Genomic DNA, 25,205 nt, shown 5'->3' with positions numbered 1-25,205 from the left:
CTCTTCTAGAAACGGTAAGTGAGGTCGACGAGCAGGCGCACATCGCTTTCGCGCTGACCGTCATAAGGTCGGTTGATCCAGCTCAGGTTGGCGCCGGTTTCCAGTACGTCGTTCCAGCGATAACGCTGGCCGTAACTGAGCAAACCAATGGCGCCGGTGGCGTAATCGCGCTGGCTGTAGGTGCCCGCACCGGCCTGGAACTGCTGACTCCACTGGGTTTCGTAGCGGTGATAGAGCACATGGTTGACGCTCACCGTGGGGAGCACGCTGAAGTCTGAACGCGGGTTGAAATACGCGGCTTCTTCCTTGCTGTTGCGGCTGGCGGCGACTTCCAGGCCAAGGTCCACTTGCACGCCCGGCGAGCGGTAGACGCCCTCACGGCCGCTGAGCAGCGCCTCGACACGGTCGTTGCCGTCACTGAAGTGGGACGGGCTCAGCGCCAGTCTCCACTCACGGCTCTCGTTGGCGCGCCAGCGGATAAACCCGCTGCCGCCATTGGCCGTGACGTTGGCATTGAGCGCACGCAACGGTGTGCTGGCGGCCAGGTAGTCAAGACTGCCCCCGTACTGCCAGTGGTCGTTGATGTCTCGCGCAATCGCCAGGCGTGCGCCTTGCTTGGTGCCTTTGCCGTAGGAATGATTGGAGACTTCGGCCTCCAGGGTCATATCGCGGGTGCGCCGTTCCACGCCCAGGCGCTGCCAGCGGTGGTGGCCAGTGCCTTCTTCAAAGTCGGCGGTGGCGTAGCCGATACCGCCGAATATCCGCCAGTCTTCATCGATGGGCGGGCTGTAGAGCAGGGTTTCGATGCCCCAGTCGCGGCTACCCGACACCGCCCCGCCGCCATGACTTTTACCGGTCTCGGCTTCGATGCGCAGCTCGGCCATCTCATGCACCTTGCGCAGGCGCTGGAGGCGTTGGACCTGACGGTTTTCCGGGGCGCGGTCGACCACGTCATCGGCGAGCACATCAAGCTGGCGCCACTCCTGCAGCTCCAGCGCGTTGTAGCCTTGGGAGACTTCCAGGTCGATATGGCGGGGGTTCTGGTTTTCTGCGTCCTTTAGGGCAATCTCCGCACGCCGCGGCCAGGCGCGGGCGCGGAACATGTCCGCCTGGGCCACGCGCATGCCGACGTTACCGGGCGAGGTGCGCACCAGGTTCTCCAGGCTTTTTTCACTGGTTGGCAGATCGGCGCCGTAGGTCGCGGCCTGGGCCGCCAGTTGCTGGGCGGCCAGCCACGCGTCGTTGGGGTTGCCGAGGGGCAGCCCCTTGAGTTCAACCCGAGGCTTTTGCGTGCTCGCCAGGTCGTTTGCGACGGCGCGGGCCTCGCCGGTCTGGTCGTTTTCCAGCAGGGAGTAGTACAGCGCGGTGCTGTCTACCACTTGGTTGCTGGGGTCGGCGTCCGGCGCGGCCACCGCTTGGCGAAACAGCGGCGCAGCCTTTTCCGGCAGGCGTTGATCGAGGTAGGCGGCGGCCACCCAGCGCAGGGCGTAGCCAGGCAGTTGCACGCCTTGAGCTTGCAAGGCTTCGTAGTCGTGGATCACCTCGGCGGTACGTGCACGGGCCTTGAGCGCGCCCATCCGGTCGATACGCCAGCGCACCACATCGTCATGGGCGCTGGCATCCGGGGTCCAGGTGGCGAGCAGTTGGTCGTAATCCTTGAGGGCGCGGTCGGCGATCACAAAGCGTTCGCTTTCACTGCGCGTCGGGAATTCAGCCAGGCGCACACGTTCGGCAGCCAAGTCACCTTCCAGGCGGCGCTGGGTCACCGGGTCCAGCAGGCCGGGGTGCAGCGCGCTCAGGCGCAAGGCCGGTTCCGGCATACGTGCACGTTGCAGGGCGATCAGGTATTCGCGCACCACCTCGGGCTGGTTGCCGGCGCGGATAAACGCCTGGTCGAACTCGAACAGTGAATCAAACGGCTGCCCGGCACGGGACAACGCGTAGCCCAGGGCCATGCGCCGCTCGACATCCTCGGGCTTGGCCACCACCAGGGTGCGGGCACGCTGTACGGCTTCGGCGGCTTTGCCGCCATCGGCCAGGGTCAGGGCCAGGCCCAGTTGCAGCTGCGGGTTGTTCGGTTCGCGCAGCAACGCCTGGCGATACACGGCCTCGGCGGGAGCCCAGCGCTGTTGATTGCGGTAGGTGCGAGCCACGGTGGTCAGCGCTTGAGTGGTCAGTTGGCGCTGGCGCCCCTGGCGCTCATAGACCTTGAGTACTTCATCATCCTGGCGCGCCCAGCTGGCAATCAGCAGGTGGTCGCTGACCTGGCCAGCGGTCTGGCGTTCGGCAGGCAATTGGCGCAACAGGTTGAGCGCCGGCGTGTAGTTGCCGGTGCGGGCCTGGCGAATCAGGGAGTCGTAGGCAGGATCGGCCACGGCCAGGGTTGGCAGCAGCAAGGCAGCACCGATCAGTAGACGCAGACGGCCAGGGCCGGTGGGAGAGAAATTACGCAGCATGTCGTCAGCTTCCTTACTCGGGAAAGCTGTAGCGATAGGTTCGCCTGTACAACACGCATCAGGCCGCCGGTGTCTGGGGACCCGGCCAAGCTTTCCTGGGGCGCAATATCCTTGAGAAGGGTATGGAATTGGGCAAATCAGGACAATTGTTCAGAATCGTCCTACAAAACAGTGGAGATCAGATGTGGGAGCGGGCTTGCTCGCGAATGCGGTGGGTCAGTCATGGATATGTTGACTGATACACCGCATTCGCGAGCAAGCCCGCTCCCACATTTTTGCTTCGGTGTTGGCCTACAGGGGCTTATTGCGCGCCGCTGACCGCACCCAGCTTGCCCAGTACGCCGCCGATAAACTGCTCGACGGTCATTTTCTGGCCATTGAAGGTCACTTCATTGTTGGCGTAGTGCAGCTTGGCCAGGATGTCGTTGCCTTCCAGGGTTGCCAGTTGCGTGCCCACGGCCATCCCGCTGACCATCTCGCTGGCCATCTGGGATTGCTGCTCGATGGCTTTGGGGTCGGTCACGCCACCGATCTGCGCTTGCAGTGCAGCAATGTCAGAGATCATCGGCTTGGACAGGGTCAGGTTGGCATCCAGCAGCGTGATCATCTGCTTGGCCAGTTCAACCGGTGGCAGCTCCATGGTGGACGGTTTGGTCAGGTCTACCACTAGGTTGAAGCGGCTTTCGCCATTGGCGGTCTTGAGGGCCAGGTTTTCCAGGGCCACTTGCGGTTTGGCGGCCAGCAGCAGGTCGACATTGGCCTGGGCCAGCACTTGTTCGGCTTCGCTCAGTTGCAGTTCTGGAATCGGTTGCCCGGCAGCTTGGGCAGCCTGCACCGGTTGCATCTTGTCCTGATACAGCTTGGTCAGCACCATGGCCGCCGGCACGTCGATGTTCTTCATGCTCACGGCCATGGCCGCCGAACCGACTGGTTTGCCCTGGTAACCGATCTCGGCGACTTTGTAATCAACACGGCCGCTGAGGTTGTTGTCCTTGGTCTCGCTGCTGTCTTTCTGCTCGAAGCCTTTGACGGTCAGCACCGCTTGTTGTGGACCAAAGGTGAACTGGGTGTTGCTCAGCTCGACGGTGTTCTGGCCGACATAAAAGCCGAAACTGCTCTTGGACAGGTTGCTGGCCACGGTCAGGCCGTTGAGTTGCGCCTGGAACGGTGCGCCATCAGGGCCGACCAGGTCCACCTTGAGGGCGTCCATGTAGCCATTGACCTTAATCTCTTCACCCTTGGCGGTGTTGAAGTAGTCCATCTTCAGGCCAGAGAAGTTGACGCTGGTGGTGGCGTCCTTGTACTCCAGGGGCAGCAGTTCCATGTTGCCGTTCACCGAACGGTTGAAGCTGATGTTGGCCACGCCGTTGATTGGCGAAACATCCTTGGTGGCGGCGAACCATTTTTCGGTGGTCGGGTTCTTCTCAAGGGCCAGATGGCTGGTAGCCAGCACTGGCCACCACTTCAGGGTAATCAGGCGCGAGACAGGCAGCGGGCCGTGTTCGATACGGTCGACAAACAGCAGCTCGCTGTCTTTGAACTGTTCACCGAACGCCGCGCCTTCGGCCTTGAGGCGGAAGTGGCCGGTGCTGCTGAACCAACCGCGATCCAGGGAGACCATCTCCAGGGTCATGCGGCCATCGACACCGGCCAGGGAGCGTTCCATCTCCTTGTTGGCGTCTTCGATCGTGGTTTTCAACACCCCTTCCAACTGGCTGCCGGTGTACCAGGCACCGCCGGCACTGACCACGCCGACGGCGGCAACAAAACCCAAGAGTACAACGGCTGATTTATTCATGAAGTGTCCTGATCCAATCCTGTGCGAAGTGGGCTGTCTTCCCTGACTCCCGAAGTGGGCGTCGGCTCAAGCCCGCCGAAAACGGGGCAAGGTTAGCACTGGCGGGGGGGCTCGTTGCAATCTCTTGTGGCTAACGGCGGGGTCCAGGGGGTGGACAGGGAACACTGTGGCGAGGGGGCTTGTCCCCCGCTGGGCTGCGAAGCAGCCCCCCCTCGGTCTTCCTGATACACCAAGGGGGCAGGTTTTGGGGCTGCTTTGCAGCCCAGCGCGGGGCAAGCCCGCTCGCCACGGGGAAATGTTGCGCTTGGTCAGGAGTATTCCATCTCGATTTCGTCGAGTTGGTGGTCGAAGCTCTTCAGCCGGGCGGTCCAGGTGTACACCAGCACTTCAAACTCGCGGTGGATCACCGCATTGCCCGGGGTGTCGGCCTTGGGGTCGTAGAAGTCCAACTGGTAACGCTCGCGGGCCATGGCAGTGGCGACGTCGGACAGCTCCCGGGCGTTGTTCAGCCAATGTCGCCCTTCGGCCACTTGCCGGTCGAGTAGCACGCATTGTTTTTTCAGGGCCTCGAGGCTTTTTTCGAGGGGGGTGCCGGTCAGTTCGCCCATGACTTCCTGGAACGTCCGCCCAGGCTGCCAGTAGCTGCCCCAGAAGTAGCGGTCGAACACGGTTTCGACCCGGCGCAGGGCGACCTTGGTGTCCCAGATCGCGACCCGCGTCTTGCCTTGTTCAAGGATTTTTTTCTGGGTGCGCTGGCCCTGGTACGACGCCCAGGCCACCACGCCAACGGACAATGCGGCGATCAGCGCGCAGGCGCTGTCGAGGAACACCATGGCCTTATCCAGTTGATGGGCCAGCATGACACCGTAGAAGTAAGTCGCCGATAACAACACCAGTGCGAAGAGCACGCACCAGAAAGCGGGAGCATAAGGGTTTTTCATTATTGGAATCCCCATGAGCAACGCAGGCAGTGATCAGCGGGCCATCACGCAAGCCCGTCTGATCAAAGCATAGCAATCGCCTCAGGGTTTGCCGGGTTCTGCACCGTGCGTTCGTCCGCTTTCCCAGCCGCCGCCCAAGGCCAGGAACAGGTCGATCTGGCTCATTGCCACCTGCGTGTTGGCCTGCGCCAGTTGCGCACGCATGTCGGTGTAGGTGCGGGTGGCTTGCAGGTCGGCGAGGAACGACTCGCGGCCGGCCTGGAAGAAGCGGTGCGTCTGGTCGGCGGCCTGTTGCGCCGACTGCTCGGCCTCGGCCAGCGCATCGCGGCGCTGCAGTTGCGCGGTGTATTGCGCCAGCCCGGTCTGGGTCTCGCGGATGGCATTGAGTACCACCCCGTCAAAGTGCGCCAAGGCGCCCTGGGTCGCGGCTTCGGCTTCATGGATGCGCGCACGCGAGCCGTTGGACGGTACCGTCCAGCTCAACAGCGGGCCGAAGCCCCAGCGGTTGGTGGCCGGTTTGCCAAGGTTGTCGATAATACCCACGGTGCCGATGGAGGCGCCGATGCTGATATCCGGGTACAACTCGCCGGTGGCCACGCCAATTCCCGCCGTCGCCGCCGCCAGCCGGCGTTCGGCCTGGCGCACGTCGGGGCGGCGTTTGAGCAGGGTTGCACCGTCGCCCACCGGCAGCAACTGGGCGATATGCGGCAACTCGGCGCAATCGCGGGTGCCGGCCGGCAGTTGGTCCAGGGGCTTGGCCAGGAGCATCGACAGGCGGAACAAACCGGCCTGGCGCGCCGCCTCAAAGCGCGGCAGTTCGGCACGCAGCGACTTGAATTGGGTTTGCGAACGGGTGACCTGGGTTTCATCGCCGCGCCCGGCGTCGCGCAGGCGTTGGGTCAGGCGTGTGCTTTGGGCTTGCAAATCCAGGGACTGGCGGGCGATGTGCAGCTCTTCGTTGGCCGCGCACACCTGGGTGTAGGAGCGCACCACGTCCGCCACCAAGGTGATGCGCGCGGTATCCACCGCGGCCTGGGTCGCGTCGGCATTGGCCTGGGCGCCTTCGATACCGCGCTGCAGGGTGCCGAACAGGTCGAACTGATAAGAGGTGGTGATGCCGATATCGCCGACATTGGCCACCGGTACTTTGTCCGCCAGCAAAAAGGCTTCGCCGGACTCCTGCAAACGCTGGGCGCCGAGCTTGACCCCGCCGCTCCAACCGCCCGCCGATTGCGCTTCCTGCACCTGGAAACGCGCCCGTTGCAGGTTGGCCGCGGCCACGCGCAAGTCGGTATTGGAGGCCATGGCCTGGCGCACCAGTTCATCCAGGCGCGGGTCCTGGTACAGCTTCCACCAGTCGGCGGGTACCGGGGCCGAGACCACATTGTTGCCCTGCCCGGCCAGTTGGCCCTGCAGGTCGCCACGGTTGACGGCGGCTGCGTCGGGCAACTGGTAATCCGGGCCCACCACCTGGCAGGCCGACAGCAGCAGCCCCAGCCCGGCAGTCGCCAGCAGTTGCTTCATGGCTGGTCTCCGGATTTTGCCTGGTCATCGATGATCGACACGGTGGCCGTGCGCCCGGCAATCATGCGGAAATCCGCCGGCACATCGTCAAACGCAATGCGCACCGGGATCCGCTGGGCCAGGCGGACCCAACTGAAGGCAGGGTTGACGTTGGGCAGCAGGTTGGAGCCGCTGGTGCGGTCACGGTCTTCGATCCCGGCGACGATGCTCTGCACATGGCCGCGCAAGCGCGCGCTATCGCCGACCACGCGGATATCCACGCTCTGGCCGACATGAATGCCGTCCAGCTTGGTCTCTTCAAAATAGCCGTCGATGTGGAAGGAATTGCTGTCCACCACCGACAACACCGGGCGCCCGGCGGTCACGAACTCCTGAGCCCGGGGCGCACGGTCGTTGACGTAGCCATCCACCGGGCTGCGGATCACCGAGCGGTCGAGGTTGAGCTGAGCGCTGTCCACTGTCACCTGCGCTTGGGCCAGGGCCGACTGGGCGCGGGCCACGCGGGACTGGCTTTCTTCCAGTTGCTCGCTGGCCACCAGGTTGCCCAGGCCCCGGTTGCGCTTGGCTTCACGCTGGGCCTGGGCCAGGGTTTCCTGGCGGTCGGCCACGGCCGCCTGGGCTTGGCGCAGGGCCAGCTTGAAGCGGTCCTGGTCCACCGAAAACAGCACCTGGCCACGGCTCACCAACTGGTTGTCGCGCACGTCCACTCGCTGGATCAGCCCGGACACGTCCGGGGCGATCTGCACGATGTCGGCACGGATATGCCCGTCGCGGGTCCAGGGGGCGAACATGTAATACATGACCATGCGCCAGACCACGACGCAGGCGAAGGTCACTACGAGCAACGTCAGGACCACGCGGCCAATCGTCAAAAAAGGTTTTTTCATGTCATCAGGTATCGACTGAGTGAGTCCACAGCGCCCAGCAACAGCGCGTAGAGAGCCACATTGAATAATGCCCGGTGCCAGACCAGGCGATAGAAGTGGACGCGGTTCAACAGCCCGTGCACCACCAGGTAAAAGCCATACGTAATGCCCATCAGCACCAGCAGCGTGGGCAGGAACACCCCGCTGATATCCAGGTCACCGATCATAGAGGCGCTCCATCGGGCAGCGGCGCTTGCATCTCGGCGCCGCCAATGAATTCAACCCCAGGCAACAGCGCCAGGCGCAGGCCGGCCAGGGCGTGCAACAGGTGCAGGCGGGTATCGCCCTCGCCTTGCAGGCCCTGGCCGTTGAGCGCGCGGCGCGTGCGATCGAGGGTCATCAACAGGCCGCTGGGCGCGGGCAAGCGCTCACCGGCTTTAAGGCAGGCCTTGAAGTAAGCGCCGACACCTTCGACCACCTGGTTGAGCAACACCCGTGGCACGCCGAGGATGCGCGGCGAGTAGGCCAGCAGGTCGAGCAGGTTCAGTGCCACCCGCAAATCACGCAGGGCAATGCCGGTGTCCTGGCCAGTGAGGGCCAGGCGCGGCAGGTGCTGCATCAGGCGGTCGAGCATTTGCACGGCCATGTGCCGGTGCTCGGCCAGGGTCGCAGGTTCGGTGAGGCCGACAATGTCGCGCCAGCTGAAGCGGGTCAGGCGCTTGGCCGCCAGTTCGGCGCCAAAGGGCCGGGCGATCAGCGTCCACACAAAAGCAAACAGCAGGCCCACGGGACCGGCCAGGTTGACGTTGGCGAAGTTGAGGAAGTCCGCATCATAGGCCCCCTGGATACTGATGAATGACGAAGTGTTCACCAGCGTCAGCAACATGCCCAGGTAAAAGCGCGGCTGCACGGTAAGGGTGCCGATGCAGATAAACGGCACGGCGAACGCCAGCACCAGCATCGGGAAATCGTGCAGGTTGGGCAGCACCAGAAACAGGTAGAGGCTGGCGAACAGCACCGACATTGCCGTCCAGAAAAAGAACCGATAAATCTGTGGCGCCGGGTCGTCCATCGAGGCGAAGAAGCTGCACGCCACCGCCGCCAGAATCACCGCACTGCCGCCGTCGGTCCAGCCCAGCAGAATCCACAGCACCGAGGCGACGATGATCGCGGTGACGGTGGAGAACGCCGAGTAAAACATCAGGCCACGGTCAAGAAATGGCGTGAGCCGGCCCAGCCGCCAGTGACGGTAGACGGCGCGCCAGGTGTCCTGGCTTTCGCACTCGATGGCGGCTTGCAGGCTGCGGCAGTCTTGCCACAAATCGATCCACTCACCAAGGCGGTACAACGCGTTGGAAAACAGCAGGGTGTGGCGATCGTCCAGCGCTTCGCCTTGGGGTTGCAGGGCGTCTAGCTGGTCACGCAAGGCGCGCCAGCTTTCCAGCGGTGCGCCTTGTTGGGTGTCTTGCAGCCATTGCTGGGTGGCTTGGAGTATCGGCGTGAGGCGATCGAGAAACGCCGGAGCGCGGTGTTCGATGGCGTACAACGCATCATCCAGGGCATCCACCACCGGCAGCAGGTGGATCATGCGCCCGCGCAGTTCCTTGGTGTTACGCACGGTCTGCGGCCGTGCGCCTTCGTGGGGCAACTGGCCGATCATCAATTCGAGGGTGTTGAAGGTGGCGACCATACCGCCGCGCAGGTTGCTGACTTCTTCAGGCTGCACATTGCGCGTCAGAAAGCGCTGGCTGTAGACCTGGGCATCGGCAAACCACTTGGCCACCGAGCCATCGAACACCGGCATCAGGCGGCGCGGCCAGAACATCGCGCCCACCACGGCGGCCACTGCGATGCCGAGGAAGATTTCTTCAGTCCGCGCCTCGGCCACATCCCACACCGCCAGGGGGTTATCCACCACTGGCAGGGCGATCAGCGGCAGGGTGTAGCCGGCCAGCATCAAGGCGTAGTTATTGGCTGTGCGCAGGTGCATGGAAAGGAACAGCAAAGTGCCCGTCCACAACGCAATCACCACCACCAGAATGTAGGGCGACTGTACAAACATCGGCACAAAAAACACCGCCGCCGCCGCGCCCATCAAGGTGCCGATGGCGCGGTACAACGCCTTGGAACTGGTGGGGCCGACAAACGGGCTGGAGACGATATACACCGTGGCCATCGCCCAATACGGACGCGGCATTTGCATGAGCATGGCGATGTACAACGCGATCATCGAGGCGGCGAAGGTACGCACGCCGTAGAACCAGTCGCGAGCGGGCGGAAAGCCGCTGAAAAATCCGTTCAAAGCGTCGCCGCCTCAAAGGCGCGCAACACACGCAGCGCGGCCTGCATATCGGTGGGCGCAATGTCGGCCAGCACTTCACGACGCAGGCGCACCAGTTGCGCCTCCACGGCTTGCACCAGCTCCCGACCGCGCTCGGTGAGGCTCAAGGCCTTGGCGCGGCGATCGTGGATATCTTCGGTGCGGCACACATAACCACTGCTGCACAGTTGGTCGAGCAGGCGCACCAGGGACGGGCTTTCCATCCCCGAGGCCTGGGCCACCTTGACTTGATGCACGCCGTCGCCGAGACGGCCGATCATCAGTAAAGGCACTGCGCAGGCTTCGGAAATACCGTAGCTCACCAGGGTGCTCTGGCAGATTTTGCGCCAGTGACGGGCGCCAGCCACCATGCTGCTGCTGAGGCTCATGTGAAGGTGTTCGAGGGAGTGGGACACGGGATAGTTCGCATACAGTTAGTTTGCTAACTATCAATATGATCGAGGAATGGAATCTCGTCAACTTTTGATACAAATTCCCTGATAGGCGGCGGGCTGTGGCCTGTAGGAGCGAGCTTGCTCGCGAAAAACGCCAATACACCGCGTTGATCCAGGTTACCCACGCCATCGTTACCGACCTTCGCGAGCAAGCTCGCTCCTACAGGCGACTGCGGCGCAACCGCACATTCAGTTCATCCACCACATGCGCCCAATCCGCATCCTCGAGGATTTCCTCGCGCAAAAAAGCCTTCTGGCTATCCGTCCAGAAAAACGCATCTTCCAATTTTAACTCCGCCTTGAGCGGTGAATGCACGGCGACAAAACGCTCAATGCTGAGGGCGTCATCGGGCAACCCAAGCTGTTTGAACAATGACGGCAGGCTGTGAACAGGCGATTCCATGACAACTCCCAAACCAGGTAATTGCCCACAGTCTAGACCGATAAAACTCAGCGAATGGCGGCTACCGGTGCAACATCTTGCAATGTTCACGCTATCATCTTCACCTTTGCCCAGCGGCATTCGCGGACACTCGGAATAAGGACAATTCATGCGCATCGGTCTTCTGTCATCCCTGACCCTGGCACTGTGTGCCGGTGTATCCCTACAGGCCCAGGCCAGTGGCGACGACTCGTGCTACCCCGACTGGCGCGTCTCCCAGGATTCGCTGACCGCCTGTAGCAACATGCCTTTTCTGAGCCCCGGCAATGACAGCCGGACCAACCTGCGCCTATTGCTCGCGGCGAAAAAGAACGCGCCCCTGACCCCCAATGCACTGGGCGAAGATGACCTGGCCCAGGGCTTTGGCCCGGTCCCGTTCCCGGTGTATCGCCTGGTGCCCCGCCCTCCCGAGGGGCAGGCGCCTGAGGAACAAGGCGCGGAGCTTGCGCAACTGCTGGCCTCGCTGGGCATCCAGCGCGAGGCCACGGCAGCGGCAGGCGATCAGTTTTTGTGGGGCGAAGGCAGTCGCTGTCGCAGCAACAATGTGCAGAGCGCCACCGAATTTGTACGCCAAGTGATCAAGGCCGATGTGCCGGCGAATGAGCGGGTGCTGCTGGCCAATGCACGCCTTAAATTGCTTGGCACCTGCGACTGGCAGGGCGAAGTGCTGCTCGAACCCCAGTTGATTGCATCCACCCAGGGCCGTGAACTGACCACCTACCTGCTCGCCGCTGCCGACTTTTACAGCGGGCGCTTTGTGTATGCCGAGCGTGGGTTTGCCGCCGTCACCGTGACCACGTTGCCGTGGCTGAAGGAAACAGCGGTGTACATGATCGCCCGCGCGTCGCTCAACCATGCCCAGGAAAACGCCTTCGATGAATACGGCCTGCCCCAGCGCCAGGCTGTGGATAAGTCGGCCCTGGATGAAGCCGAGCACAGTTTTCTCAGCTACCTGAAGACTTATCCACAGGGCGACTACGCGGCCTCCGCTCGCGGCCTGCTGCGTCGGGTCCATTGGCTGGCCGGCGATGCGGCCAAGCTGGCCGACGACTACGCCTGGCAACTGACCGAGGCCAGCGATGCCGAGCGCAATGGGTCTATCGATGAACTGGTGGAAGAAACCGACAACAAGCTGCTGACCAGCTACGCCGAGACCATCCGCAACCCGCTGTTGCTGGCGATCAACGACCTGATGTGGATGCGCGCCAACAACCCGCCCAAGCTGACCCGCGCCACCCTCGACGCCCAGAAGGCTGCATTTGCCAACGAGCCGGCGCTGTACGGCTACCTGCAGGCGGCGTTTGCCCTGTATGTCGAGCACCAGCCGGACACGGCGCTGAAACATCTGCCGCCAGCGCTGCCAGCGAGCCTGGATTACTTGGCATTCAGCCAGCAAACCCTGCGCGGCCTGGCCCTGGAAGCCAAGAACGACTGGAAAGGCGCAGAAACGCTGTGGCTGCAACTGCTGCCACTGGCCAAGCAACCGTTGCAGCGCGAGCAACTGGAATTGGCCCTGGCGATGAACTACGAACGCAGCGGCCAATTGGCCAAGGTGTTCGCCGCCGACTCGCCGATCCAGACTGCGCAAGTGCGCTATATCCTGCTACGCAGCGTCGCCGGCCCCGAGTTGCTGCGCCAGCAGATCAGCCAGGCCAGCGACCCGCTGGAGCGCAGTACCGCGCAATTTGTATTGCTTTACAAAGACCTGTTGCGCGGCCAGTTCGCGACGTTTGCCGAGGATTTGCAGCAACTGCCGGCCTCGCCTGCCGCAGATAAAATCGGCACTAGCCTGGGCTATGTGTACGACGGTGGCCAGGCGCTGACCTTGTTCCGCTGGAGCGGCGACAAGGCGCCGTCCGGCTACACCTGCCCGACCATCGCGCAAACCGCCAGCACCTTGCAAAACGACGCGAAAAACCCACACGCCCTCAACTGCCTGGGTGAGTTCATCCTGCGCAACGGCCTGGACGGCATGCCCCTGGAAGAGGCGCGCTCGGCCGGCAGCCTGGGCAGTACCGCATCGGGTTTCAGCGGTGAAACCTTCTCGCGGCTCGATGGCTATAAGCAGGTGATCGCCAACCCCAAGGCGCCTCGGGACGACAAGGCTTATGCGCTGTTCCGGGCGATCAACTGCTATGCACCTTCGGGCTATAACAGCTGCGGTGGCGAAGACGTCGACAAGGCGGTGCGCAAAGGCTGGTTCCGCCAGTTGAAAACCGGGTTTGCCGACACGCAGTGGGGCAAGTCGCTGCAGTACTACTGGTGAAACACCTGTGGCTAGGCTTGCTGCTGTTGGCGAGCCCGGCCTTCGCCACCGTCGACGCCCACGACTATGACGCTTTCTGGTTGTGGAGCGGCGTCGCCCCACAGCCGGTGCTCAAGCAGGCCAAGACCCTGTACATCCTCCAGGGCCAGATCAACTCGACCCGCCGCCAACCCAGCCTTGGCGTGCAGTTCATCGCCCAGGGCATGAGCGTGCCGCGCATCCGCCAGGGTGAGGTGTGGGTGGTCTACCGCGCCCACACCCTGCGTTGGCCAGAGCCGGTCTACACAAAATTGCTGGCACAAGTGCAGCGCTGGAAAGCCGCAGGCAATCCGGTGGTGGGTATCCAGATCGACTTCGATGCCCGCACCCAATACCTGCATGAATACGCCGACTTCCTCAAGGACCTGCGCCAGCGCCTGCCGAAGGATTTGCGCCTGAGCATCACCGGCCTGATGGACTGGAGCAGCAACGCCGACCCGGCCGCCATCGCCCAGCTCAACGGCGTAGTGGATGAAGTGGTGGTGCAGACCTACCAAGGGCGCCGCAGCATCCCGGACTACGCGGCGTACCTGCCACGGATGAACCGGCTGGGGCTGCCGTTCAAGATCGGCTTGATCCAGGGCGGGGATTGGCAGGAGCCGGAGTATTTGCAGGAAAGTGAGTGGTTTCGCGGGTATGTGGTGTTTTTGCAGAATCCCCACTGATCAACCTGTAGGAGCCGGCTTGCCGACTCCTATAGGGTTGTGCCTTACCAGTCGTAGGTCAGGCTCGAGACCACCGTGCGCCCTTCGCCGTAGTAGCAGTCCAGGTCACTGGTGCACTGCGACACATAGGTTTTATTGGCAAGGTTCTGCACATTCATCGCCAGCTTCACGCCTTTGAGCTTGAGGGGCGAGGCGCCCAGGTCGTAGCTCAGGCTGGCATCGTAGACGGTGTAGGACGGCACCGTGAAGGCGCCGGCAAAATAGTCACCCATGCTGCTGCGCGAGTAGCGGGCACCCAGGCCTGCGCCGAGGCCGGCCAGGGGGCTGTCGCCGATCACCGTGTAGTTGACCCACAACGCCGCCGTCAGGGGTGAGATGCCCGCCGGGTGGCGGCCTTCGCGACCTTCGTCGTCCTTGGTGTACTTGATGTCGTTGCGCGCCGCCGAAGCGACCACATCCCAAGCGTCACTCAACACCGCCTTGGCTTCGAACTCGACGCCGCGCGAACGCATGGCGCCGCTCTGGCTGCTGAAGTTGGTGAGCGGAATGGCCGTCAGGATATTTTCCTGGTCCAGTTGGTAGACCGAGACCTGCACAAAACTTTCCTGGCCCGGCGGCTGGTACTTCACGCCGACTTCATACTGGTTGCCGGTGGACGGGTCGAAGGGCTTCTGGTTGGCATCGGTGCCGGACAGCGGCAGGAAGGATTCCGAGTAGCTGATAAACGGCGCCAGGCCGTTATCGAACAGGTATACCAGGCCCGCGCGCCCCGTGAATGCCTGGTCCTTGCTGCTGGTGCGGTCGCCGCTCAGCGGCACCTTGTTGACCACGTTGGCCCAGTCATAACGCCCGCCCAGCACCAGCGCCCACTTGTCCCACTTGATCTGGTCCTGCACATACAGGCCGGTCTGGGTGATGGTGTTGTCCCAGCGGTACGGCTGGCCAAAATTCAGCGGCTGGCCGTAGACCGGCGTGAACAGGTCGATGATCGGCGGATTGCGGTCGTAGAGGCCGAGGAACTTGGAATTGAAATGGTAGTAGTCCAGGCCCACGATCAGGGTGTGGGAAAACTCGCCAGTGTTGAACTCGGCCTGGGCGATGTTATCCACGCCGATGACTTTGTTGTTCTGCCGCCAATCCACACCGAAGCGCTGCAGGTAGCGTTGATCCATGGCGCCGGTGGCCGGGTTGGCGACAAACCGATAGCCGTGCAACGGCGCCACGTAGCGGTCGTCCACTTCGGCATAGCGCGCGTTTTGCTTGAGGGTCCAGGTGTCGTTCAAACGATGGGACAACTCGTAGCCGAAGGCGACCTGTTCGCGGTTGTATTTGTTGACGCCTGGCTCACCGATAAACAGATCACGGTCGATCTTGCCGTTCGGGTTTTTCCAGATCGTCCCGGAGGCCGGCAGCCCCTGGGCTTCGGGCACGCCCTTGTCTTTCTGATATTGGGCGAAGAGGGTCAGGCTGGTGTCGTCATTGGGTCGCCACGTCAGGCTGGGCGCGATGAATTGGCGCTTGTTTTCGAAGTAATCGATCTCGCCCTGTTCGTCCTTGAGTCGTCCAGTAAGGCGATAGAAGAATTGGCCTTGGTCATCCAACGGGCCACTGAGGTCGAGGGCCGCGCTCTTGTGCTCGTAGGTGCCGGCTTCGAGCACCACCTGGCGCACCGGCGTCTCGCTGGGGCGCTTGCTGACCATATTGACGATGCCGCCCGGCTGGTTGTGCCCGTACAGCACCGATGCCGGGCCCTTGAGCACTTCGATGCGCTCCAGGGAATAGGGCTCGATCTGCAACGCACCGCCGGTACTGCCACCGCCGTACGGCAAGTGCAGGCCGTCGAGGTACAGGGGCGTTGGCGAGAAACCACGGGAGGTCGGCTCATCGAACAGCTTCACCCGGTCGGAAAAACCACCGGCGCTCATGCCTGGGGTGTAGAGCAACGCCTGGGTCACGCTTTGCGCACCGCGCGCCTTGATTTCGGCGGCGGTGATGACGTTGATGGTCTGGGGGATTTCCACCAGTGCCGCATCGGTCTTGCTGCCCGTGGCGCTACGCGTGGCGACGATGCCGTCGACCGGGCCCCAGGCGTTCTCCTGGGCCTGCTGGGCGCTGATCCGCGTCGCGCCCAATTGCACCGAGCCGTCCCCCGAAATCGCCTGCACCGACCAGCCACCCGCGGATTGCATCGCCACCAGGCCGCTGCCCGCCAACAACTGCTCCAATCCAGGCCCGGTGGCATAGCGACCTTGCAAGCCAGGGCTGCGTTTGCCAGAAGTCAGTGCCGCATCCACCGAGAGCAAAATCCCCGAGGCGCTGGCGAAACGGTTCAACGCCTGGTCCAGGCTGCCGGCGGGGATGTTGTATTGGCGCAAGGCTTCGCCGGCGCTCTCCTGGGCCTGAACCATGGTCGGGACGACCGGTACAGTCGCCAGCACACTGATAAACAGGCCACGGCGCAGGGCGCGGGCCAGAGGTTGGATTGGGTGGTGCGGCATTGCAGGACTCCCCCGTGAGAACGCTTCTTGATTGGCTTTCAAGAGGTATCCCGCACGGGATTGGAAAACCGACAAAAGAAAATCAGATTTTTTTCAAAGACCCTGTAGGAGCCGGCTTGCCGGCGATGGCGGTGTGTCAGGCCCTGGGTTTGATGGTGACCCAGTAACGGGTCACCGCCTGTGCCTGCACCGGTAGCGAGCGCTCCAGCGCTGCGAGGATCGCGTCGGTGTCATTCAGGGGAAATACGCCCGTCAGCAACAGGCCCGACACCGATTCATCGCAACGCAAAACCCCTGGCCGATAGCGGCTCAGTTCAGCGACAAAGCGCCCTAGCGGCTGGCGCTCGGCGATCAGGCGATTCTGGGTCCAACTGCTGGCGTTGGCATCGAGCGCGGTCACCGCCGAGGTCTGGGTTGCGCTGAACCACAGGCTGTCCCCCGCGTTCATCAGCACTGGCACACCCTGCACCGGGCGCACCTGCAAGCGCCCTTCATACAGATCAACGCGGCTACCGTCGTCCAGTTCGCGCACGGCAAACCGGGTGCCCAGGGCCTGGATATCGCCGGCGGCGGTCTCGACGATCAACGGGCGGGATGGGTCGTGGCCGCTGGTCAGTAGGATCTCGCCACGAATCAGGCGGATGCGCCGCTCAGTGGCACTGAAGCGCAGGTCGATGGCGCTGTCGCTGTTGAGGTCCAGGTGGGTGCCGTCGCTCAAGGTCAGGTGACGAATCTCGCCGGTAGCGGTGCGATGCTCGGCAAAGGCCGCCTGCCAGGGCTGGCTGCCCTGGACCCAATAACCGCTGCCACCGGCCACCAGCAGCAACCCGAGCAGTTTCAACGCGGCCCGACGCTGGGGGTCTGGCGCGTCGCGCAACACCGCACGGGCGCTGTCGGCGGGCACGCCGCCCAAGGTCTGCTGTAACTGCTGCAAACGCTGCCAGGCGCGGCGATGCTCCGGGTCGGCAGCCTGCCAATGGGCAAAGGCCTGGCGCTGGGCCCCGTCGAATTCGCCGCCCCATTGCAGCATTAACCACTCGCTGGCCTGCTCGACCACAGCCGGGGCAATCGGCGCGTCATGGCGGGCTCTCATTCTTCGTAGGCCACCTGGTAGCAGGCGATGATCGCGCGGGTCATGTACTTCTGCACCGAACTGATCGTCACCCCCAGGCGTTCGGCGATCTGCGCGTAGGTCAGGCCTTCGAACTGCGACAACAGGAACGCGCGGCGCACGTTCTCGGGCATGCGGTCGAGCATGGCGTCGATCTGCATCAGGGTTTCGAGGATCAGGGCGCGGGTCTCCAGTGACGGCGACTGCGGCTCGGGCAAGTGCGCGATACTTTCCAGATAGGCGCGCTCAATGCGCAGGCGCCGCCATTGGTCGATCACCAGGTTGCGCGCGATCTGCGTCAGGTAGCTGCGGCTTTCCTTGGCCCCGGGAAAACGCCCGGACACCAACAGGCGCAGGAACGTGTCCTGGGCCACATCGGCGGCGTGCTCACGGTCGCCCAGGCGCTTGCGCAGCCAGCCTTGCAGCCAGCCATGATGGTCGCGGTACAGGAGATGAAGCTGTTGCTGGCCGTCAGTCGCGGTGTCCATGAATCGCTCGGATACATTATTGAGAGCAATTATCATTACAGCTTGTGTCGCGACTGGCAAAATCTTTGTTTTCAGAGCCCCTGGATTGTGCCCCGCAGGCTTATTGTGGTGAGCCGGTTTGGTGTGGCGAGCGGGCTTGCCCCGCGCTGGGCTGCGCAGCAGCCCTAAAACCTATCTGCGCGGTGTGTCTGGAAAACAGCGGTGTGTTGTTGGGGCTGCTGCGCAGCCCAGCGCGGGGCAAGCCCGCTCGCCACACCAAGCCCGCTCACCACCACAAGCCAGTTCAACACAACAAGCCCATTACCAAACCAACATGATCTAGCTGGACAACGGGTACACCGACTCCCAGCCTCCGCCCAGTGCCTTGTACAGGCCGACCATGGCCAGGGACACGCCGGTGGAGCTTTCCACCCATTGTTCCTGGGTCGCCAGCAAGGCGCTCTGCACCGTGAGCACGTTGACGAAATCCACCACCCCTTCGACGTACTGGTGCTGGGCGGTGTCCAGGGCGATCTGGTTCTGGCGCACCGCTTCGGCGAGGCTGTCGCGACGCAGTTGGCTGGCGTTGTAGCGGGTCAACTGGTCGTCGATCTCATGCCAGGCGCGCAGCACGGTCTGCTGGTAAGCCAGAGCCGCTTCCTGCTGCTGGGCCTCGCGCAGGTCGAGCATGCCTTGCAGGCGGCCACCGTTGAACAGCGGCAGGCTCAGCGACGGGCCGAAGGCAAAGGTGCGTGAACCCCAGGAGCCCAGATCCGACAATTGCATGGCCTGGGAACCGAGGCTGCCCGACAGGGTGATACGCGGGTAGAAGTCACCCTTGGCCACGCCAATGCTGGCGGTCGCCGCATGCAGGCGTGCTTCGGCCTGGCGGATGTCCGGGCGGCGCTGTGCCAGTTGCGACGGCAGGCCAATCGCAACCTGGCGCTGGGTCTGGGGCACTGCGCCGTCCTGCGACAGTTGCGCATGCAAGGCTTGCGGCGCCTGGCCCATCAACAGGCTCAGGGCGTTGATCAACTGGTCCTGGCGCTGCTGCAAATCCGGCAGTCGCGCTTCGATGGCGGCCACTTGCGCAGCGGCTTCAGCGACATCCAGGTGGGTCGCCACGCCATCGGCCAAACGCAGTTGCGAGAGTTTCAGGCTACGGCGCGCCACGTCGAGGTTTTGCTCGGTGACCGCACGGGTGCTTTGCACGCCGCGCAGTTGGATGTAGTCCTGGGCGGTCTCGGCCAGCACCGACAGGAGTACGCTGCGGCGGTCGTTTTCGGCCACTTGCAGGGTGGCGTCGGCAGCTTCGGTTTCGCGCCTTACCCGGCCCCAGAAATCCAGCTCCCAGGAAGCGGCAAAACCGGCGTCCCACAGGTTGAAGGCCGAACGGCCGTTGTTGCCGGACGGGTCGCTCAGGCCATTGGCGCTGTTGCGTTTGCGGCCGTAGTTGCCATCGGCGCTGACCTCTGGATAGCGCCCGGCGGTCGTCACCTGGCGCACCGCACGGCTCTGTTGCAGGCGGCTGCTGGCCAGTTTCAAGTCGAGGTTGTCGCTCAGTGCCCGGCGCACCAGGGCCGACAGTTGCCGGTCGTGAAACACGTCCCACCACTGTTCTTCCAACGGGTCGCTGACCGCGCGGCTGGCGGCCTGGCGGCCCTGGGGCTCGGCCCATTGCGTCGCCGACTGGGTGTCGGGCCGCTTAAAGTCCGGGCCGACGGTGCAAGCGCCCAGGCTGATCATGCTCAGAGTAAGCAGCGCGAGTTTTCTCATTGCTGCGCCACCTCACGTTGCTGCGCGCTGGGATGGGTGTTGACGCTGGCCTCCACCGACATCCCGACCCGCAGGCGATGGACCTGCGCCTGACCCGGCTCCAGGATGATTTTCACCGGGATGCGCTGCACCACCTTGGTGAAGTTGCCGGTGGCGTTGTCTGGCTTGACCGCGGCGAAGGTCACGCCCGTGGCCGGCGCCAGGCTTTCCAGGTGGCCCTGGAGCACTTCACCGTCGAGGCTGTCGACCCGCACTTCAACCGTTTGGCCGGCATGCATGTGGGACAGTTGGTTTTCCTGGAAATTGGCCACCACATACGCGTCGGCCAGCGGCACCACGGCGAGGATCTTGCTGCCCGGGGTGACAAAGGCCCCGACCCGCACCGCACGCTCGCCGACCATACCGTCCACCGGCGCGACGATGCGTGTGTACGACAGCTGATAACTGGCCATTTCCAGCGCGGCCTGGGCCCGCTTCAAGCCGCCTTCAGCCGCATCGCGCTGGGCGCTGAGGATTTCCACCTGCTTGCGTTCGGCGGCCAGCACCGCCGTGGCGTTGGCCAGCCGCGCATTGGCCTGGTCGATGCGGGTCTTGGCTTGCTGGGCGTTCTGCACAGTGCCGGCGCCGACACCGGCAAGGTGGTTGTAGCGGCTCAATTCGTGTTCGGCAAAGGCCACTTCGGCGCGATCGGCGGCCACTGTGGCCTGGGCCTGGGCGATCACCGAGCTTTGCCGCTCAAGGGTGGCTACTGCGTTTTTCAGTTGGGCCTGGGCCATCAGGGTTTCGGCATCGGCGGCCTGGGCGGCGGCGCGCAAGTCGCGGTCATCGATCAGCGCCAGCAACTGCCCGGCCTTGACCTGTTGGTTGTCCTCTACCAGCACCTCTTTGATAAACCCGGCCACCCGTGGCGCCACCAGGGTGTAGTCGGCAGCGACGAAGGCGTCGTTGGTGGTCTGGCGCTTGCTGCCAAACACGCCCGGCGCCAGCAGGTACACCAGCACGCCCACGGCGCACACGGCGATAACAGTCACGGCAATCTGGTCTTTACGTTTCATGGGAATCCTTTGTTTCAGTCAACAATCAGGCGGGTGCGCGCGGCGGGAAAATCCGCGTCGGCATCCAGAAAATCAGCAGGATCAACGCCACCGCGACACCGGCCATGACGTAATAGAGATCCGAAGACGTCAGCACCACGGCCTGCTGGTGCAGCCGATGGGCCAGGCCCGTGGCATCGCCGTCGGCCAGGGGCGAGTTGCCCAGGGCGTCCACCAACATGGTCGAGTGGAAATGCAGGCGGTGGGTGGTCAGTACCTCGATCACGCCGGTGGCGACCACGGCGGCCAGGCCCTTGACCGTGTTGAACCAGGCCGAGGCGAACGGCCCGTCGGTGGGCACGATGCTGCCGGTGGACAGCATCAACAGCGGCAACACCGCCATCGGCTGCCCGAAAATCTGCAGCAGTTGCAGCACGTAGAACTCGTCCCGGATCCACGCCGAGGTCAGTTGCGCGCCACCGATACACGAGAGGGTCAGCATGCCCAGGCCAATCCCCAGTACCCAGCGGCAATCCACCCAGCGCAGGTTGCACAGGGCCGCTACCAGCGGCAGGGCGATCAACTGTGGCAGGGCCATGACCAGCATTACCGGCGCGGTCTGCAGCGGCCGATAGCCCTGCACCTGCGCCAGGTAACTGGACGGCAGGATGATCACCGCCTGCAGCACCACCAGCACCCCGGCCAGCACGATCAAGGCAAACGACAGGTTGCGCAGGCCGAGCATCTGCAACTTGAAGAACGGCATCGGGTGTGACCATTCATTGATCATGAACAGCACCAGCAACAGCACCCCGCCCACCAGCAGCGTGGTGATCAGCGGCGACTCGAACCAGTCCAGACGATTGCCCTGCAAGATGCCGATCACCAGCATGCAGATCGCCGGGAACCCCAGCAGCAGGCCGCGCCAGTTGAATTGCTTGAGGCGCTCCAGGCGCAACGGATCCTGGGGCAGGCCGTAGGCCACGGCGGCCATCGCCAGCAGGCACGGCGCGACGATCTGCCAGAACGCCCACTGCCAACCGACATATTCGGTCCACAGCGCCGCCAGCGGTGTGCCGAGGCTGGGGCCGAAGGTGGCGGTCAGGGCGTAGCCGGCCAGGCCGTAGAGTTTGACGTTGGCCGGCAAAAAACGCAGGGCCACGGTCATCAGCATCGGCGGTAGAGCGCCACCGGCCAGGCCTTGCACGGTACGCAGCAGCAGCAGGCTTTCGTAGTTCGGTGCCAGGGGGCACAGCACCCCCAGCAGGGTAAACAGGCCGATGGCCCACAGGGTGAAACGGCGCAGCGAAAACGTCACCGAACACCACGGCGCAAAGGCCATGGCCGAGACGGAGGTAGCCGTGTAGGCGGCAACCAGCCAGGTGCCTTCGTCAAACCCGATGTACAGCGCACCGCGGATATCGGCGAGGGCAACCTTGGTCACCATTTCGTTCAGGCCCGAAACCAGAACCGCCAGCAGCACGCCGACCAGGCCGATGATGATCCGCGGGCCAAACACAGGCGGGCTGACGGCGGCGGGTTTGGCTGCAGCCAAGGGAGCGGGGGCAGCGAGGGAAGTCATGAAGGTACAACTCGGAAATAGAATACCCGAGCAGTTTAATAAGGCTTAGACATGACGAAAACTGACTTATGGGAAGGTTATAACTGCGCCACACGCAATGATCGAATGTGGGAGCTGGCTTGCCTGCGATAGCGGTGTATCAGTGACAGATGCCTTAGCTGACACACCCCTATCGCAGGCAAGCCAGCTCCCACACAAGCTAGGCTAGCTCCACACATTTGGATCGAAGTTGTCAGGTGGGCTGGGCTTCGCGCCAGGTGGCCGCGCAGCTTTCGCGCATGGTTTCACGCAGCCATTTGTGCGCCGGGTCTTTGTCGAAACGCGGGTGCCAGGCCTGGGTCAGCACCAGGGTCGGCAGGGAGATCGGCAAGGTGAATGCGCGCAGCGGCAGTTTCAGGCGATTGGCGCTGTACAGCGCTTCCTTGGGCACCGGCAGGATCAGGTCGGAGTCGGGCAGCATGAACATCGCGCCGTGAAACCCCGGCGCGATCATCGCCACCCGGCGTTCCAGGCCCTGGGCATTGAGGGCGGTGTCGATCGGCCCACGGGCAATACCGCGCCGGGAAATGCTGATATGGGAGTAGCTGGCAAAGCGCGCGGCGGTGATTTCTTCGTCGAACAGCGGGTGGCCTTCGCGGGCCAGGCCGACGAAGGTGGTGGAGAACAGGTTCTGCACCTTCACTTCCGGGGTGATCGGCATGGTGTTGCCGACGCGCAAGTCCAGGCGCCCTTCGCGCAGGGCTTCGTCGTCGCTGTCGCCTTCGGGGACGAACCGCAGCTCGCAATGGGGTGCCATCCGCTCCATGGTGTCGAACAACCGCCCGCCATACACGCCGACAAAAAAGTCATTGGCGCGCACGCTGAAGCGCCGGCGCAAGGTGCTCAGGTCGACTTCATCCGCCGAACGAAACAACAACGCCGCCTGCTCCACCACATTGCGTACCTGGCCTTGCAACTCCAGGGCCTTGGGCGTAGGCACCAGGCCGCGCCCGGCGCGCACCAGGATCGGATCGCCCACCGCTTCGCGGATGCGCGTCAGGGTTCGGCTCATGGCGGCCGGGCTGAGATTCATCCGCCGCGCGGCGCCCACCACGCTGCCCTCGTCGAGCAAAGCGTCGAGGGCCACCAACAGGTTCATATCCGGTAATTGCATGCCAAGCACTCATGATGGGTTTGGAGTACAGCGCACGCAATCGTAGCAGGCTTTACCGGCACTGCCCGGTGGCGAGGGGCTCCTGGCCCCCGCAAGGGTTTATCGCTGCATGCCCCAGCGCTTCACGGTGACGCGTTCCAGGGTGTCGAACACCAGGTTCTCTACGAGCAGGCCGATAAGGATCACCACCGCCAGCCCCGCGAAGACCTTGTCGGTGTACAGCTCGTTGCGGTTCTGGAAGATGTACCAGCCCAAGCCACCCTTGCCGCTGGTCGCGCCGAACACCAGTTCGGCGGCGATCAGCGTGCGCCAGGCAAAGGCCCAGCCAATCTTCAGCCCGGCGAGGATCGACGGCAACGCCGCCGGAATCAGGATAAACAGCACAAAGCGCATGCCCTTGAGGCCGTAGTTGCGACCGGCCATGCGCAGGGTTTCCGACACGCCCATAAACCCCGAGTAAGTGTTGAGTGCCAGGGCCCACAGCACCGAGTGCACCAACACAAAAATCAGGCTGTTCTGCCCCAGGCCAAACCACAGCAACGCCAATGGCAGCAGGGCAATCGCCGGCAGCGGGTTGAACATCGAAGTCAGGGTGCTCAGCAGGTCACGGCCCATCTGGGTCGAAACCGCCAACGTGGTCAGGGCGAATGCCAGGACAATCCCGATCAGGTAGCCCTTGAGCAGCACCACCAGCGAGATACTGACCTTACCCAACAGCTCGCCACTGGCAATGCCGTCGTAGAAGGCGTGGAAGGTCTGCAGGAAACTGGGCAGCAGCAGGTCGTTGTTCTGATAGCGCGCCGCTGCTTCCCAGAGGAGCGCCAGCACGATCAGGATCAAGCCTTTGCGCAACCAGCCTTGTTGCCACAGGCGCTGGCGCAGGGGTAAGGCACGCTCCACGGGCACGCCGGGCAGCGGTTGCAGGGTGATTTCATATTCCTGGCGCATGGGCACAGTCCTTCAATAAGCGATGCGGATATCGGCGAAATCCAACTCGGTTTCTGCCTCGGGCGTTTCATCGAACAACAGGCGATGAATACGCCGCGCCGACGCCTGGAACTCCACACCGCCAAGGCTGTGCAGGTCATATTGATGGCTGTGGATTTCGGCGCGCACACGCCCTGGATGGGGCGACAGCAACAGGATGCGGTTACCCACCACCAAGGCTTCTTCGATGGAGTGGGTGACGAACAGCAAGGTAAAACGCACCTCTTCCCACAGCAGCAGCAACTCCTCTTGCATCTTGCGCCGGGTCAGGGCGTCGAGGGCGGCGAACGGTTCGTCCATCAGCAGGATTTTCGGCTGCATGGCCAATGCCCGGGCAATCGCAACGCGAGCCTTCATGCCACCGGACAGGGTGTGGGGATAGGCGTCGGCAAAGGCGCTCAAGCCGACCTTGTCGAGGTAGTACAACGCCCGTTCTTCGGCCTCGCGACGCTTGAGGGTCTTGGACGCCAGCAGCGGGAACATCACGTTCTGCTTGACGGTTTTCCACGGCGGCAACTGGTCGAACTCCTGGAACACCACGATGCGATCCGGGCCCGGCTGCTCGACCTTCTGCCCTACCAGGCGAATTTCGCCTTCGCAGGGTTTGATAAAACCGGCTACCGCCTTGAGCAGCGTGGACTTGCCGCAGCCCGAAGGCCCCAGCAGTACAAAACGGTCGGCCGGATCGATCTCGAAACTGACCTGGTGGGTGGCCCGCACTACCCGTTCGGGCGTGCGGTATTCAAGGCTGACGTGATCCACCGAGAGCAGCGCCTCAGTGGTGTTCAGGTTGCTGGCCGTGTGGCCCTGCAAGGGTGCGTTCAT

Annotated in this window: 20 protein-coding genes; 2 read left to right on the top strand and 18 right to left on the bottom strand. The window is 63.4% G+C overall.

Annotation, left to right across the window (positions count from 1 at the left end):
* Positions 1-5 precede the first annotated feature (5 nt).
* From pgaA to GDV60_RS01600, 9 genes are all read right to left on the bottom strand, one after another.
* Positions 6-2,456, bottom strand: coding sequence for a poly-beta-1,6 N-acetyl-D-glucosamine export porin PgaA (pgaA, locus tag GDV60_RS01640; protein WP_159906056.1), 2,451 nt, complete (start codon positions 2,454-2,456; stop codon positions 6-8).
* A gap of 301 nt (positions 2,457-2,757) precedes the next feature.
* Complete coding sequence (locus tag GDV60_RS01635) at positions 2,758-4,254, bottom strand: YdgA family protein (protein WP_092232615.1); 1,497 nt, start codon at positions 4,252-4,254, stop codon at positions 2,758-2,760.
* 308 nt (positions 4,255-4,562) lie between these two features.
* Entirely contained in the window at positions 4,563-5,195 is a 633-nt protein-coding gene (locus GDV60_RS01630; RefSeq protein WP_029298821.1) for a hypothetical protein, read from the bottom strand.
* 81 nt (positions 5,196-5,276) lie between these two features.
* Positions 5,277-6,719 carry an efflux transporter outer membrane subunit gene (locus GDV60_RS01625; protein ID WP_133714065.1) on the bottom strand — a complete coding sequence of 481 codons (1,443 nt, stop codon included), beginning with the start codon at positions 6,717-6,719 and terminating at the stop codon, positions 5,277-5,279.
* A complete protein-coding gene (locus tag GDV60_RS01620) occupies positions 6,716-7,606 on the bottom strand; it encodes an efflux RND transporter periplasmic adaptor subunit (protein ID WP_133714066.1) in 891 nt (296 codons plus the stop codon). The genes GDV60_RS01625 and GDV60_RS01620 overlap by 4 nt, the downstream gene beginning before the upstream one ends.
* Positions 7,603-7,812, bottom strand: coding sequence for a DUF1656 domain-containing protein (locus GDV60_RS01615; protein WP_029298814.1), 210 nt, complete (start codon positions 7,810-7,812; stop codon positions 7,603-7,605). The genes GDV60_RS01620 and GDV60_RS01615 overlap by 4 nt, the downstream gene beginning before the upstream one ends.
* Positions 7,809-9,887: an FUSC family protein gene (locus GDV60_RS01610; RefSeq protein ID WP_029298812.1), complete on the bottom strand. Its 2,079-nt coding sequence runs from the start codon at positions 9,885-9,887 to the stop codon at positions 7,809-7,811. Before GDV60_RS01610 ends, GDV60_RS01615 begins: the two co-directional genes overlap by 4 nt.
* Positions 9,884-10,294 carry a MarR family winged helix-turn-helix transcriptional regulator gene (locus GDV60_RS01605; RefSeq protein ID WP_029298811.1) on the bottom strand — a complete coding sequence of 137 codons (411 nt, stop codon included), beginning with the start codon at positions 10,292-10,294 and terminating at the stop codon, positions 9,884-9,886. Before GDV60_RS01605 ends, GDV60_RS01610 begins: the two co-directional genes overlap by 4 nt.
* 226 nt (positions 10,295-10,520) lie before the next feature.
* Positions 10,521-10,763: a DUF2789 domain-containing protein gene (locus tag GDV60_RS01600; RefSeq protein ID WP_029298808.1), complete on the bottom strand. Its 243-nt coding sequence runs from the start codon at positions 10,761-10,763 to the stop codon at positions 10,521-10,523.
* Positions 10,764-10,911: 148 nt separating this feature from the next.
* Here GDV60_RS01600 and GDV60_RS01595 point away from each other — a divergent pair, with 148 nt between their 5' ends.
* Entirely contained in the window at positions 10,912-13,068 is a 2,157-nt protein-coding gene (locus GDV60_RS01595) for an outer membrane assembly lipoprotein YfiO (RefSeq protein WP_159906054.1), read from the top strand.
* Entirely contained in the window at positions 13,065-13,772 is a 708-nt protein-coding gene (locus tag GDV60_RS01590; RefSeq protein ID WP_159906052.1) for a DUF3142 domain-containing protein, read from the top strand. The genes GDV60_RS01595 and GDV60_RS01590 overlap by 4 nt, the downstream gene beginning before the upstream one ends.
* A 44-nt stretch (positions 13,773-13,816) precedes the next feature.
* On the opposite strand, the gene GDV60_RS01585 is transcribed toward GDV60_RS01590, so the two are convergent.
* The 9 genes from GDV60_RS01585 to GDV60_RS01545 form a co-directional block, all read right to left on the bottom strand.
* Entirely contained in the window at positions 13,817-16,270 is a 2,454-nt protein-coding gene (locus tag GDV60_RS01585) for a TonB-dependent siderophore receptor (protein WP_159906050.1), read from the bottom strand.
* Positions 16,271-16,406: 136 nt separating this feature from the next.
* Entirely contained in the window at positions 16,407-17,363 is a 957-nt protein-coding gene (locus GDV60_RS01580) for a FecR domain-containing protein (protein ID WP_092232593.1), read from the bottom strand.
* On the bottom strand, positions 17,360-17,869 hold the full coding sequence (locus GDV60_RS01575; protein ID WP_029298794.1) for a sigma-70 family RNA polymerase sigma factor: 510 nt from the start codon (positions 17,867-17,869) through the stop codon (positions 17,360-17,362). The genes GDV60_RS01580 and GDV60_RS01575 overlap by 4 nt, the downstream gene beginning before the upstream one ends.
* 318 nt (positions 17,870-18,187) lie before the next feature.
* Positions 18,188-19,624: an efflux transporter outer membrane subunit gene (locus GDV60_RS01570; RefSeq protein WP_029298792.1), complete on the bottom strand. Its 1,437-nt coding sequence runs from the start codon at positions 19,622-19,624 to the stop codon at positions 18,188-18,190.
* Positions 19,621-20,679, bottom strand: a complete 1,059-nt coding sequence (locus GDV60_RS01565; protein WP_159906048.1) for an HlyD family secretion protein — start codon at positions 20,677-20,679, stop codon at positions 19,621-19,623. The genes GDV60_RS01570 and GDV60_RS01565 overlap by 4 nt, the downstream gene beginning before the upstream one ends.
* A gap of 25 nt (positions 20,680-20,704) precedes the next feature.
* On the bottom strand, positions 20,705-22,240 hold the full coding sequence (locus GDV60_RS01560; protein WP_092232585.1) for an MFS transporter: 1,536 nt from the start codon (positions 22,238-22,240) through the stop codon (positions 20,705-20,707).
* A gap of 232 nt (positions 22,241-22,472) precedes the next feature.
* Entirely contained in the window at positions 22,473-23,393 is a 921-nt protein-coding gene (locus GDV60_RS01555; RefSeq protein ID WP_092232583.1) for a LysR family transcriptional regulator, read from the bottom strand.
* A gap of 99 nt (positions 23,394-23,492) precedes the next feature.
* Positions 23,493-24,341 carry an ABC transporter permease gene (locus GDV60_RS01550; protein WP_032856477.1) on the bottom strand — a complete coding sequence of 283 codons (849 nt, stop codon included), beginning with the start codon at positions 24,339-24,341 and terminating at the stop codon, positions 23,493-23,495.
* 12 nt (positions 24,342-24,353) lie between these two features.
* On the bottom strand, positions 24,354-25,205 hold the full coding sequence (locus tag GDV60_RS01545; protein ID WP_029298781.1) for an ABC transporter ATP-binding protein: 852 nt from the start codon (positions 25,203-25,205) through the stop codon (positions 24,354-24,356).

The organism is Pseudomonas sp. DTU12.1 (genome assembly GCF_009873475.1).
GTDB lineage: Bacteria > Pseudomonadota > Gammaproteobacteria > Pseudomonadales > Pseudomonadaceae > Aquipseudomonas > Aquipseudomonas proteolytica.
Note: the sequence above shows the minus strand (reverse complement) of the source record. Positions and strands in the feature narration are given on the sequence as shown.